The organism is Geodermatophilus sp. SYSU D01186, assembly GCF_054050215.1.
On the sequence record NZ_JBJGYW010000006.1, the window covers coordinates 80,019 to 92,154 of the forward strand.

13 protein-coding genes and 1 riboswitch are annotated in these 12,136 nt (G+C 74.9%); of the genes, 6 read left to right on the forward strand and 7 right to left on the reverse strand.

What is annotated here, in order from left to right; translation table 11 throughout:
* Positions 1–37 precede the first annotated feature (37 nt).
* From chrA to ACI784_RS06590, 5 genes are read right to left on the reverse strand one after another with little or no spacing between them, the layout of a single operon-like run.
* Positions 38–1,501, reverse strand: a complete 1,464-nt coding sequence (gene chrA, locus ACI784_RS06570; RefSeq protein ID WP_457012879.1) for a chromate efflux transporter — start codon at positions 1,499–1,501, stop codon at positions 38–40.
* A gap of 34 nt (positions 1,502–1,535) precedes the next feature.
* Positions 1,536–1,793, reverse strand: a complete 258-nt coding sequence (locus ACI784_RS06575; protein WP_457012880.1) for a hypothetical protein — start codon at positions 1,791–1,793, stop codon at positions 1,536–1,538.
* 19 nt (positions 1,794–1,812) lie between these two features.
* Positions 1,813–2,244, reverse strand: a complete 432-nt coding sequence (locus tag ACI784_RS06580) for a chromate resistance protein ChrB domain-containing protein (protein WP_456923452.1) — start codon at positions 2,242–2,244, stop codon at positions 1,813–1,815.
* Positions 2,241–2,732, reverse strand: a complete 492-nt coding sequence (locus ACI784_RS06585; RefSeq protein ID WP_456923453.1) for a Chromate resistance protein ChrB — start codon at positions 2,730–2,732, stop codon at positions 2,241–2,243. Before ACI784_RS06585 ends, ACI784_RS06580 begins: the two co-directional genes overlap by 4 nt.
* A gap of 44 nt (positions 2,733–2,776) precedes the next feature.
* Positions 2,777–4,714, reverse strand: a complete 1,938-nt coding sequence (locus ACI784_RS06590) for an FAD/NAD(P)-binding protein (protein ID WP_457012881.1) — start codon at positions 4,712–4,714, stop codon at positions 2,777–2,779.
* Positions 4,715–4,930: 216 nt separating this feature from the next.
* Positions 4,931–5,043, forward strand: a riboswitch (SAM riboswitch).
* A gap of 311 nt (positions 5,044–5,354) precedes the next feature.
* On the opposite strand from ACI784_RS06590, the gene ACI784_RS06595 reads away from it, so the two are divergent.
* The 6 genes from ACI784_RS06595 (at position 5,355) to ACI784_RS06620 (ending at position 9,784) form a co-directional block, all read left to right on the forward strand.
* Positions 5,355–5,888, forward strand: a complete 534-nt coding sequence (locus ACI784_RS06595; protein ID WP_456923455.1) for a GNAT family N-acetyltransferase — start codon at positions 5,355–5,357, stop codon at positions 5,886–5,888.
* Entirely contained in the window at positions 5,885–6,862 is a 978-nt protein-coding gene (locus tag ACI784_RS06600; protein ID WP_457012882.1) for an amino acid ABC transporter permease, read from the forward strand. The genes ACI784_RS06595 and ACI784_RS06600 overlap by 4 nt, the downstream gene beginning before the upstream one ends.
* Entirely contained in the window at positions 6,859–7,650 is a 792-nt protein-coding gene (locus ACI784_RS06605; protein WP_456923457.1) for an amino acid ABC transporter ATP-binding protein, read from the forward strand. Before ACI784_RS06600 ends, ACI784_RS06605 begins: the two co-directional genes overlap by 4 nt.
* Positions 7,651–7,772: 122 nt before the next feature.
* The gene (locus tag ACI784_RS06610) at positions 7,773–8,750 is read left to right on the forward strand and encodes an ABC transporter substrate-binding protein (RefSeq protein ID WP_457012883.1); all 978 of its coding nucleotides are present in this window, start codon (positions 7,773–7,775) and stop codon (positions 8,748–8,750) included.
* A 20-nt stretch (positions 8,751–8,770) separates the two neighbouring features.
* Positions 8,771–8,950 carry a hypothetical protein gene (locus ACI784_RS06615; protein WP_457012884.1) on the forward strand — a complete coding sequence of 60 codons (180 nt, stop codon included), beginning with the start codon at positions 8,771–8,773 and terminating at the stop codon, positions 8,948–8,950.
* Positions 8,951–9,784, forward strand: coding sequence for an ABC transporter substrate-binding protein (locus ACI784_RS06620; protein WP_457012885.1), 834 nt, complete (start codon positions 8,951–8,953; stop codon positions 9,782–9,784). It abuts the gene before it with no gap.
* A gap of 25 nt (positions 9,785–9,809) precedes the next feature.
* Here ACI784_RS06620 and ACI784_RS06625 read toward each other — a convergent pair whose 3' ends face one another.
* Together ACI784_RS06625 and ACI784_RS06630 are read right to left on the reverse strand one after the other, a co-directional pair.
* Positions 9,810–10,715 carry an alpha/beta fold hydrolase gene (locus tag ACI784_RS06625; RefSeq protein ID WP_457012886.1) on the reverse strand — a complete coding sequence of 302 codons (906 nt, stop codon included), beginning with the start codon at positions 10,713–10,715 and terminating at the stop codon, positions 9,810–9,812.
* A gap of 83 nt (positions 10,716–10,798) precedes the next feature.
* Positions 10,799–12,136 (reverse strand): NtaA/DmoA family FMN-dependent monooxygenase, encoded by a 1,338-nt coding sequence (locus ACI784_RS06630; RefSeq protein WP_457012887.1) that lies wholly within the window; start codon positions 12,134–12,136, stop codon positions 10,799–10,801.

Below are 12,136 nucleotides of genomic sequence, written 5' to 3' on the forward strand. Positions count from 1 at the left end.
CCGGCGGGCGGCAGCCCTGTTCCCGCCGGGCGGGAGATCACCCGACCGGCAGGCCCGCGAGGCCCGCGGCCAGGCCCAGGACGGCGCAGACGCCGAGCGTGCGCAGCACCGACCACTTGACGCGGAACAGCAGCACCGCGGCCACCAGGGCGATGGCCAGGGGCACCGGCCGCAGCGTGCTCGGCTCGGGCAGCTCCAGGTGCAGCGGCCCGCGGTCGACCCCCACGGTCTCCGAGAACAGCGTGTGGACGGCGAAGTAGACGCCGAGGTTGGCGATCACGCCGACGACCGCGGCGGTGATGCCGGCCAGCGCGGCCGACAGCGACCGGTTGCCGCGCAGCCGCTCCATGTACGGGGCGCCCAGGAGCACGAACAGGAAGCTGGGCACGAACGTCACCCAGGTGACCAGCAGCGAGGCCAGCACGGCGGCCACCCAGGGGTCCAGGTCGCCGGGTGCGCGGTAGGCGCCGAGGAACGCCACGAACTGCACGACCATGATCAGCGGACCCGGCGTCGTCTCGGCCAGCGCCAGCCCGCGCACCATCTCCCGCGGCCCGAGCCAGCCGTAGACGGCCACGGCCTGCTGGGCGACGTAGGCGAGCACGGCGTAGGCGCCGCCGAAGGTGACCACCGCGGCGCCGGAGAAGAACAGCCCCTGCTGGGTGAAGACGCTGTGCGTCCCGGTGAGCACCGCGGCCGCCGCGACCGGGACACCCCACACGAGCAGCCCGACGAGCAGCACCGTGAGGGTGCGCCGGGTGGTGGGGGTCTCGTGGTGCAGCACGTCGTCGGAGATCACCGGCGTCGGGCCGGCGTCCGGGCCCTCGGCCGGTTTCTTCTGCGGCAGCGCGGACGGCCGCCAGCGGCCCAGCCCCCAGCCGGCGAGCCCGGCGGCCGCGACCACGACCGGGAACGGCACGCCGAACAGGGAGAGGGCCAGGAACGCCGCCACGGCGATGACCACCAGGGCACGGCTGTCCAGGGCCCGCTTCGCCACCCGCACCACTGCCTGCGCCACGATCGCCAGCACCGCGGCCGCGAGCCCGACGAAGACGGCGGTGACCGCGGTGGCGGTGCCGAAGGCGACGTAGACGGCCGAGAGCGCCAGGAGCGCGACGACGCCCGGCAGGACGAACAGCCCGCCGGCGACCAGGCCGCCGCGGGTGCCGTGCAGCAGCCACCCGACGTAGGTGGCCAGCTGCTGCGCCTCCGGGCCGGGCAGCAGCGTGCAGTAGTTCAGCGCGTGCAGGAACCGCTTCTGGCCGATCCAGCGCTTCTCGTCGACCAGGGTGCGCTGCATGACCGCGATCTGGCCGGCCGGGCCGCCGAAGGTCTGGAGGGAGATCAGGAACCAGGCACGCACGGCGGTCCGGAACGGCACCACGCTCTGCGCGTGCGGCCGCGTCGGCGCCGGGGTCACGGGCGCCGACGTGGCCACGTCGGCGGGCTCCGGGACGGTGGGCGGTTCGGTGCGCGGCCGGGGCCGTGCCTCGCGGGTCATGGACGTCCTCGTCTCGTGTGCGGGCGGGGGCGGCTCAGCGCGGAGGAGGACCGCATCGGCCGGGCTGGTCGGGGGCGGCGTCGGGGTCCTCGGGCAGCAGCAGCCCCAGACACAGCAGGAGCAGACCCGTGCCGGCGGTGTAGGCGGCGAAGACCAGGCCGGGGTCGAGCCCGACGGCCGCGGCCAGGCCGAGGCCGAGCAGGACACCGCCGACGACCTGGACGTACGCGCGCGCCCGGCTGCGGTGGACGTACACGGTGACCGAGAAGCCGTGGTCGGCGGTGCTGCGCATCAGGTCCTCCGACGGAAGGTCAGGCCGGCTCGCGGCCGAGCAGCAGGCGGCGGCGGTGGTACTCGTACAGCCCGTCGAACAGCGGACCGGCGACGGCGAGGGTCTGCTCGTCGGTGCCGGTCATCGACAGGCCGCGCAGGAGGACGTCGAGACCCGGCGCCTCGGGCGCGTCGAACCGCCCGTCGTCGAGGTCGGCCTCGTGCACCGCCTCGGCGACCCGCCACAGCACCGGGTCGGTGAGCTCGTGGCGGCGCAGGATGGTCTCGAACGAGCAGTCGCCGCCGTGGTGGCCGAGCTCGACCCCGCGCATGTCGAACGGGGTGGCGTCGGCGGGCACCTCGGCCGGGTCGGAGACGAAGACGAACACCGCCTCCGGGTCCAGGAAGCGGCGGATCAGCCAGGCACAGGCGGCGCGGTCGATGTGCACCCCGGCCCGGGTCGCCCACCTCACGGCGCCACCGCCACGTCGCCGGCCGCGGTGAGGGTCTGCAACGCGGCGGTCGCCTCGTCGCGCTCGGGCGGCGGGAAGAAGTCGCGCCGCCCGATCGCGCGGAACTCGGTGCGCAGCCGGCGCAGGGCCCGGGCGCGCTCTGCGGGATCGGCGTCGGCGGCCGCCCGGCACTCCGCCGCCAGCGCCCGGTACTCCTCCGCCCGTGCCGCGGCCATCCGCGCGGCGAGGGCCCGCTCCTGGGCGGCACTGCCCGGCCGCGCCACCCACAGCCCCGCCGTCCCGCCGGCCTCGAGGACGTCGTCGGCGAGCCACTCCAGCTGCTCACGGGTGCGGGCGTCGGCGGGCAGGGCGACCAGGCCGTCGGACAGCTGGGCCACGCCGAGCCGCCGCAGCCGGCGCCACAGCGTCGTCCGGGGACCGGAGGGCTCCCGCGGCAGCCGGTAGGACAGCAGCACCCACTCACCGGCCGGCGACGTCGGACGCTGCACACGGCGATGCAACCACGGTTGCAACGCCGTGTCGAGGGGGAGCGTCAGGCGGCCCCGGCGGCGAGGACGGGGACGACGGGCTCCTGCCCCGCGCCGGTGAGCGTGTGCCAGAGGTCGCGGGCGAGGGCGTCGTTCTGCCGGAAGAACGGCGCGTTGGTGCGCGGGCGGGCGAAGGCCGCGACCTGGGCGCCGGCGGTCCAGAAGCCGGCCGCCCGGATCGTCGGGTGCGGCTCCCCGGATGCCGTGACCACCCGCAGGTCGGCGTCGACGTCCAGCCGCCCGGTGCCGCGGACGCCGGCCGCGGCACCGGGGTCGGCGAGCACCCGCTCGCGGGCCTCACCGCGGCCCAGCAGGCCGGTGACGACGGGGTCCGGCGTGGCGGTGACGTCCGGCGACGGCACCCGCGCCTCGACCAGGGCGCGGGCCTCGACCACCCCGGGGCAGCTGGTGGAGTGCGCGCGGAAGACCCCGGCGTCCTCGTCCAGCACCACCTCGACGCCGGCGCCGAGGAAGTGCAGCACGCCGGCCTCCGACAGGGCGAGCAGCTCCTCCAGCCGCGGGCCGGGAGGCCCGCTGGCGAGGTAGCTGAACAGGTTCATCCACCAGCCGGCGAGGTCCTCGGACTCCGCCCGCGGCGTCAGCCGCCGCGCCGCCGCCAGCGCGGCGATGGTGCCGTGGCACTGCAGCAGGGCGGTGAAGACGGCGGCGTCGGTGCTGAACCGCGGGTCGGCGGCACGGTCGAGATCGGCGCGCACGTGCCGGCGCACCGCGTCCTGCAGCGCCTCCGGCTCGGCGAACCACCGGCCGGCGAGCGGGCGGTCCAGCGCGGCCAGGTCGAACCGGTCGACCAGGTCGGGCACGGCGCGGGCCACCAGCGTCCGCTCGGCGCGCGGGGTGGCCGCCGCGACGTACGCCTCGGCGAACTCCTCCCACGGCATGGCGGTGCGCTCGGGGAAGGCCCGGAACAGCTCGGTGTAGTGCGCCCAGGCGAGGTCCCGCTCGATCAGCGGCGCGAGGTCGGCCCGCAGGTCCAGCCGCCGGGACGGGCCGAACGCCTCGTCGACGGCGGCGAGGGTGAAGAACCGCAGCGGCACCGGCGGGCCGGCCCACGTGTACCCGAGCTTGGACCGGTAGGGGACGCCGCGCCGCGAGCCCACGTGCAGCACCGGCTCCCGCCCGGAGGGGTGGTAGCGCAGCCGGCCGTCGTCGTCCCGGGTGAACCGTCCCCCGCGGCCGCTGGTGAGCAGCACCGCGAGGTCGACGAAGGCCAGGCCCGCCCCGCGGACCAGGACGTCCTCCCCGGGCGCCAGCGCGGACAGGTCCAGGTCGGCGGTGTAGCCCGTGGGCACGTAGGTGAGGCCGTGCCGCTCGGCGCGCTCCGTCGTCGACCGCTCCGCCGCCGTGGGCCGCGCGTCGAGGTGCCCCTGGGCCAGCACGACGGCGTCGGCGGCCAGCTCGGCGCCGTCGGCCAGCCGCACCCGGGTGCCCGCGGGGGTGTCAGCCACGTCGAGCACACGGGTGGCGTGCAGGTGGACGTCGACCCAGGGCGCGGCAGCGGCGACCACCGTGTCGAGCACCCAGCCGAGGTAGGCGTTGACCAGCGGCCGGGAGGGGAAGGACGACGGGGTGAGCCCGCGGGCCTCGCGGCCGACCGGGTCGTCGGCCGGGCGGTGCCGGGCGACGTCGCACACCCACTGCCACAGCGTGGCGCCCTCCCCCACCGGGCCGTCGACCACGACCGAGGGGTCGGGGAGGACGGTGACGTCGCCGACGAGCGAGTTCGCCCACAGCAGGGCGGGCTGCGCGGCGCGCCAGACGCGACCCCCGCCGGGCGGGAACGGGTCGACGAGGTGGACGTGCAGGCGCCGGCCGGCGGAGAGCTCGGGGGCGGAGGCGACGAGGCGTTCGAGGACGCCGATCGCGGTGGGGCCGGCGCCGACGACGACCAGGGTCGGGGCGCGGAGGGGGTCGGGGCGGGACATGCGGGGGCGCTCCAGTGCCGGGAGGACGAGGGACGGGCGGGTCAGTCCTCCGGACACAGGGCGCTGCTGGTGCGGAGCAGGTCGACGTGCCGACGCTGTGCGAGCTCCGATCGGGTCACGCCCCCTCCTCCTCCTGGCCGGTGCGGTGTCTCACCAATGTCTACCAAACCGATCGGGATTGACGGATATGACATCCGGTGCCTATCGTCCCGGCCAGGTCCTGAGTGCCAGCACACAAGCCCCGGCTCGCTGGCCGGCAACCCTCCGCTGCGACGGGGTGCCCCGGGTGACGACCTGGCCGACGCATCCCGCGTCGGCAAGTCCGCAGCCCTCCCGGGCTCTGAACGAGGAGCACGCCCCCGTGAGCACCGCCGGCACGCCGAGCGTGCGCGACCTCTCGACCGACCTCGTCGGCCGACCGACGGTCGACCTCCTGCGTACCGACAGCGCGCTCTGTCGCTGACGCATTCCCCCTCCTGACCGGTTCCCCGGTCCCGCGGCCCCGCCCGCTCCTGCCCACCGCCTTCCCGCGGTGCCGGCGGCGTGCCCGCGCACCCCCACCCGCTCGTCCCCTGGGAGCACCCCGCATGTCCCGCACCCCCCTGCCCAGGCGCCTCCGGCCGGACACGGAGGTGACCGCGTGACCACCTCCACCGGCCTGCACGTGGTCCGCGTCCACCCGCACGACCCGCTCGCCGCGCCGCTGTTCGCCGAGCTCACCGTCGAGTACGACACCCGCTACGGCGACCTCTTCGGCGGCGCGGCCGCGGAGATGGCCCGCTTCCCCGCCGAGCAGTTCCTCCCCCCGGACGGCGAGCTCATCCTGGTGCTCGAGGACGGCGTCGCGGTCGCAGGCGGCGCCTACCGCCGGCACGCCGACCCCGGCACCGCCGAGGTCAAGCGGATGTGGACCGCCGCGGCCCACCGGCGCCGCGGCCTGGCCCGGCGGGTGCTCGCCGAGCTCGAGGCGCGCGCCGCCGCCCGCGGCTACACCCGCATGTACCTGACGACCGGCCCGCGCCAGCCCGAGGCCAAGGCCCTCTACCTGGCCGCCGGCTGGACCCCGCTGTTCGACCCGGCCGTCCCGCGCCCCACCGACCTGGCCACCCTCCGCACCCTGCCGCCCGGCGAGCTCGGCTACGCCTTCGACAAGCCCCTGGGAGACCCCGAATGACCGCCGTCGTCCCCCGCCCTGCCGCGGACACCGCCGCACCACCGCCGACCGGCACGCCCTACGACCAGCTCAGGGTGGTGCCCGCCCGGCACCCCGGCCGCTGGGTGGCCACCGCCGTCGTCGCCGTCCTGCTGGCGATGGTGGTCAACTCGCTGGTCACCAACCCGCGGTGGGAGTGGGACGTCGTCGCCGCGTACGTCACCGAGGAGTCGATCGTCCGCGGCGTCTGGACAACGATCCAGCTGACGCTGATCACCGCGGTCCTGGGCTTCGCGCTCGGCACGGTGCTGGCGCTCATGCGGCTGTCCCGCTCGCCGCTGCTGCAGGCGGTCAGCTGGGGCTACACCTGGGTGTTCCGCTCGGTGCCGCTGATCCTGCAACTGCTGCTCTGGTACAACCTCGCCTACCTGTACCAGACACTGGACCTCGGCATCCCGTTCGGCCCGTCCTTCGCCAGCGTCGAGACCCTCTCGCTGATCGACAAGTTCGGCGCCGCCGTCCTCGGCCTGGGCCTGCACCAGGCCGCCTACTCCGCCGAGATCGTCCGCGCCGGCATCCTGTCGGTCGACCAGGGCCAGCTGGAGGCGGCCGCCTCCCTCGGCATCCCGCGCCGCCGGCAGACCACCCGCATCGTGCTGCCGCAGGCCATGCGCTCGATCGTGCCGACGGCGGTCAACGAGGTCATCGGCCTGTTCAAGGGCACCTCGATCGTCTACGTGCTGGCGCTCGGCGAGCTCTTCTACACCGTCAGCGTGATCTACGGCCGCACCCAGCGGGTGCTCCCGATGCTCATCGTGGCCGCCGTCTGGTACGTCGTCCTGACCACGGTGGTCACCGTCGTCCAGTACCACGTCGAGCGGTACTACGCCCGGGGCGCGGTCCGCACGCTGCCGCCGACACCGCTGCAGCGGCTGCGCGCCAACCTCACCGCCGGTCTCGCCTGCGTCTCCTCCACCCGCGAGGTGTCCCGGTGACCGCCGCGGCCGTCCGGCCCGGCCGGGTCGAGGTGCACGGGGTGCACAAGTCCTTCGGCACGCTGGAGGTCCTGCACGGCGTGGACCTGGTCGTCGAGCCCGGCAGCGTCACCGTGGTGCTGGGCCCGTCGGGCTCCGGCAAGTCGACGCTGCTGCGCAGCATCAACCACCTGGAGAAGGTCGACCGCGGCTTCGTCGCCCTCGACGGCGAGCTCGTCGGCTACCGACGGCGGGCCCACCGGGACGGCGAGCGGCTGCACGAGCTCCAGGAGAAGGACCTGCTGCGCCAGCGCACGCGGTTCGGCTTCGTCTTCCAGGGCTTCAACCTCTTCCCGCACCTCACCGCGCTGGACAACGTGGTCGAGGCGCCGGTGTCCGCGCAGGGCCGCCGCCGGAGTGAGGTGGAGGCCGAGGCCCGCGAGCTGCTGGCGCGGGTGGGCCTGGCCGACAAGGCCGACGTCTACCCCCGGCAGCTGTCCGGCGGCCAGCAGCAGCGCGTGGCGATCGCCCGCGCGCTGGCGATGCGGCCGGCCGTCCTGCTGTTCGACGAGCCCACGTCGGCGCTGGACCCGGAGCTGGTCGGCGAGGTGCTCGGCGTCATCGAGGACCTCGCCCGCACCGGGACGACGATGATCGTGGTCACCCACGAGATCGGCTTCGCCCGCGAGGCCGCCGACCAGGTGGTCTTCATGGACGCCGGCCGCATCGTCGAGACCGGCCCGCCCGAGCGGGTCCTCGACGACCCGCAGCACGAACGGACCCGCGCCTTCCTCGCCAAGGTCCTCTGACCCCACCCGAACCGCAATCCAATCCAAGCCCCACGCCTCCACGGCCCCCTGTAGGGGCCCGCCGCGAGCCCGCGAGCGGTGGGGGGCAGGGGGTCCTTCGAGCCTGCCCGAGGAGAACCATCGTGACCCCCCGTACCCGACGAGCCCGCCTCGTCCGCGTCCTGGCCGCCGTGTCCCTGCTGGCGCTGGGGGCGTGCAGCAGCTCTGCGGAGATCGAGGAGCAGGCCCGCGCCGACGAGGGTGGCGAGCGCACCTCCCTCACCGTCGACACCAGCCCGGAGCAGGACCGCATCCACACCGCCCCCGACGAGGAGGCCATCGCGCTGCTGCCCGAGGGGGCCTTCCCGGACGACGTGCTCCGGGTCTCGGTGACCCAGGGCGCGGTGCCGCTGGCCTTCTTCGCCGACGACAACCAGACCGTGATCGGCAGCGAGACCGACATCGCCACCCTGGTCGCCGACGCGCTCGACCTGGAGCTGGAGCTGGTCGTCAACGACTGGTCCAACTGGCCGCTGGCCACCCGGTCCGGCGAGGTCGACGCCACCATCTCCAACGTCACCGTGACCGAGGAGCGCAAGCAGCTGTTCGACTTCTCCTCCTACCGCGTCGACCAGCTCGGCTGGCTGGTGGAGGCCGACAGCGACCTGCAGATCGACGAGGCCGCCGACATCGCCGGGCTCACCGTCGGCGTGGGCTCCGGCACCAACCAGGAGCAGATCCTGCTCGCCTGGGACCAGCAGAACACCGACGCCGGCCTGGAGCCGGTCACCATCGACTACTACGAGTCCTACAACGACGCCGTGCTGGCCCTGCAGTCCGGCCGGCTGGACTCCTACGTCGGCCCCAACGCCATCGCCGCCTACAGCGCCGCGGTCTCCCCGGACGACGTCGCGGTCGCCGGCACCGTGAACGGCGGCTGGCCCGACACCGCGAACATCGCCGTCGCCACCGCCAAGGGCAACGGCCTGGCCGAGGCGTTCACCGCCGCGCTGAACTCCGCCATCGAGGACGGCAGCTACCAGGAGGTCCTGGACCGCTGGGGCCTGGGCGCCGAGGCGGTCGACCGCGCCGAGACCAACCCGCCCGGCCTGGGCGCCTGAACCCCGCGAGGAGATCCCCGATGACCCGTACCCGCACCCGTCGCAGCCGTCCCGCCGCGCTGCCCGTGGCCACCGCCCTGACCCTGTCCACCGTCGTGTTCCTGTCGGCCTGCACCAGCTCCGCGGAGATCGAGGCCGACCAGCGCGCCGACACCGCCGCGGCCGCCGCCGAGGCCGGCGAGACCACCTCGGTCCTCTAGGTGGACACCAGCGCCGCGCAGGCCGGCCGGGTCCACACCGACGAGGACCCCGACACCGCCGCGCTCGTGCCCGCCGACATCGCCGAGGACGGGAAGCTGACCGTCGGCGTCGTCGGCACCGGCGAGCCGCCGCTGGGCTTCCTCGCCGACGACAACAGCACCGTCGTCGGCAGCGAGGTCGACATCGCCTCGCTGGTCGCCGAGTCCCTCGGCCTGGAGCTCGAGGTGGTGAACGTGGCCTGGGAGCAGTGGCCGCTCGGCGTGCAGAGCGGTGACCTCGAGGCGGTGTTCAGCAACGTCGGCGTCAACAACGAGCGGCTGCAGCTGTTCGACTTCGCCACGTACCGCCAGGGCGTCATGGCGTTCACCGCGAAGCCCGGCAGCGGGCTGTCGATCGCCGGCGCCGAGGACATCGCCGGCCTCACGATCGCGGTGGGCTCCGGCACCAACCAGGAGCGGATCCTGCTGGACTGGAACGCGCAGAACGAGGCCGCCGGGCTCGAGCCCGCGCAGCTGGAGTACCACGCCAACGCCGCCGACGCCCTGCTGGCGCTGCAGTCGGGCCGGATCGACACCTACCTCGGTCCGAACCCCAACGCCGTCTACCAGCAGTCGGCCGGGGACGTCGAGATCGTCGGCACGGTCAACGCCGGGTGGCCCGACACCACCTACGTCGCGGCCACCACGCTCAAGGACAACGGCCTGGTGGACGCCGTCGAGGCGGCGCTGCAGCACGTGTTCGAGGACGGCACCTACGCCCGGACCCTGCAGCGCTGGGGCCTGTCCGACGAGGCCGTCGACGAGCCGGTGGTCAACCCCGCCGTCGGCTCCTGAGCCACCCGGTGCCGGCCGGGCGGCGTCAGTCGCCCGGCCGGCACCGGTCCAGGAACCGCAGGATCGCGTCGTTGACCGCTTCCGGCCGGTCCTCGTGCACCAGGTGCGACGCGCCCGGCACCGTCAGCTGCTCCGCGCGGGGCAGCAGCGTCGCCAGCCACCGGCTGAGCCCCCGCACGACGGCCGGGCTCCGGGCACCGGTGAGCAGCAGCGTGGGCACCTCCAGCCTGCGGAGAGCCGGCTCGGGCAGCGGCGGGAAGCCCGCCCGCAGGTTCCCCGCCAGGGTCGTCGCGTTCTCCCGCATCTGCTGCCGGCGGTCCGCCGTCAGGCTCCGGAACGCCTCCCGGCCCAGGACGCCGCGGGCGAAGGTCTGCCACGCCCGTTCGTCGTCCCCCCGCCGCTGGGCCAACGCCATCGGGGCGAAGGTGCGCAGGCCGAACCCCAGGACGCCCAGCGTGGTGCCCGGGTGCCGGACCACGTTGCGAGCGAGCACCCCCGGGTGCGGGCGCCGGCCCGGGCCCAGCACCAGTGACAGCAGCGGCGGCTCCTCGAGGACGAGGCTGCGGACGGCGTCCGGGTGCGCGATCGCGGTGAGCAGGCAGATGAACGCGCCCCACGAGTTCCCGACCAGGTGCGCCGGCGCCGCGTCCAGCTCCCGGAGGACGGCGACCAGGTCGTCGACGTGGACGGCCATCGGGTCGGCCACGCCCGGCGGGACGTCGGCGTTGGGGCGGGCGAACCGGCGGCTGTAGGCGATCACCCGGTACCGGGCGGCGACCGGTTGCAGCTGCGGGGTCCAGGTCCGCAGGTCGCTGATGCCGCCGTGCACGAGGACGACCGGCTCACCCGATCCGAGCTCCCGGTAGGCCAGCGGCACGCCGCCGACCAGGAGGCGGGCGACCCCCGCGAAGCCCGAGCCGTCGCCCGCCATCCCGCGCTCCCTCGTCCCGGCCGCGCGCGACACCCTCCTCCCCGGCGGTGGGGAGGCGCAACGGCCGTGGTGTCGCGGTGCGCTCAGCGCACCGCGGGCAGCCCGAGGTGGTCGCGGAGCGTCGTCCCCTCGTAGTCGGTGCGGAAGACGCCGCGCTCCTGCAGCAGCGGGACGACGCGGTCGACGAACGGGTCCAGCCCGCCCGGGGTGATGTGCGGGACGAGGATGTAGCCGTCGGCGGCGTCGGACTGCACGAGGTCGTCGATGGTGGCCGCGACCGTGGCCGGGCTGCCGACGAAGGTCTGCCGGCTCTGCACCTCGATCATCAGCTCGCGGATCGAGTAGCCCTTCTCCGCGGCGAGCTGCCGCCACTGCCGGGCGGTGGCCAGCGGGTCGCGGTACATGCGCACCTGCGCCCGGCCCTTCGCCACGTGCTCCTCCCCCACCACCGGGTCGACGTCGGGCAGCGGGCCGTCCGGGTCGAGGTCGGACAGGTCCCGGTTCCACACCTGCTCGAGGAACCGCAGCGCCGTCTGGCCGGACACCTGCTGGCGCCGCACCTCGTGCGCCAGCTCCGCGGCCTCGGCGTCGGTGTCGCCGATGACGAAGGTGGCCGCCGGGAGGATCAGCAACGAGTCCCGCGACCGGCCGTGGCGCTCCAGGCGGCCCTTGACGTCGGAGTAGAACGCCTGCGCGGCCTCCTTGGTGCTGTGCCGGCTGAAGATCGCGTCCGCGCTGGCCGCGGCGAACTCCCGGCCCTCCTCGGAGTCCCCGGCCTGGAAGACCACCGGGTGCCCCTGCGGGCTGCGGGGCACGTCGAACCGGCCGGAGATGTCGAAGTGCGCGTCGCGGTGCGCGAACCGGCCGGCCTGCGGGTCGCGGAGGAAGACCCCGCTCTCCTTGTCCGCGGCGATCTCGTCCCCGCGCCACGAGCCGGTCAGCTCCAGCACGGTCTCCAGGAACGTGCGGGCCCGCTCGTAGCGCTGGTCCTGCGGGAGGAAGCCGCCGCGCCGGAAGTTCTCGCCGGTGAAGGCGTCCCACGACGTGACCACGTTCCACGCCGCCCGCCCGCCGGAGAGGTGGTCGAGCGTGGCGAATTGGCGGGCCACCTCGTAGGGCTCGTTGAACGTCGAGTTGATCGTGCCGGTCAGGCCGAGGCGGTCGGTGACGGCGGCCAGCGCGGCCAGCACGGTGAAGGTGTCGGGCCGGCCGACGACGTCGAGGTCGTAGATCTGGCCGTTCTGCTCGCGCAGCCGCAGCCCCTCGGCGAGGAACAGGAAGTCGAACTTCCCCCGCTCGGCGGCCTGGGCGAACCGGGCGAAGGACGAGAACTCGATGTGGCTGCCGGCGGCCGGGTCGCTCCAGACGGTGGTGTTGTTGACCCCGGGGAAGTGCGCCGCCAGGTGGATCTGCTTGGTCAC

Coding starts and splice junctions, on each gene's coding strand:
- chrA (WP_457012879.1), bottom strand. CDS start 1,501: ATGACCCGCGAGGCACGGCCCCGGCCGCGCACCGAACCGCCCACCGTC.
- ACI784_RS06575 (WP_457012880.1), bottom strand. CDS start 1,793: ATGCGCAGCACCGCCGACCACGGCTTCTCGGTCACCGTGTACGTCCAC.
- ACI784_RS06590 (WP_457012881.1), bottom strand. CDS start 4,714: ATGTCCCGCCCCGACCCCCTCCGCGCCCCGACCCTGGTCGTCGTCGGC.
- ACI784_RS06600 (WP_457012882.1), top strand. CDS start 5,885: ATGACCGCCGTCGTCCCCCGCCCTGCCGCGGACACCGCCGCACCACCG.
- ACI784_RS06615 (WP_457012884.1), top strand. CDS start 8,771: ATGACCCGTACCCGCACCCGTCGCAGCCGTCCCGCCGCGCTGCCCGTG.
- ACI784_RS06625 (WP_457012886.1), bottom strand. CDS start 10,715: ATGGCGGGCGACGGCTCGGGCTTCGCGGGGGTCGCCCGCCTCCTGGTC.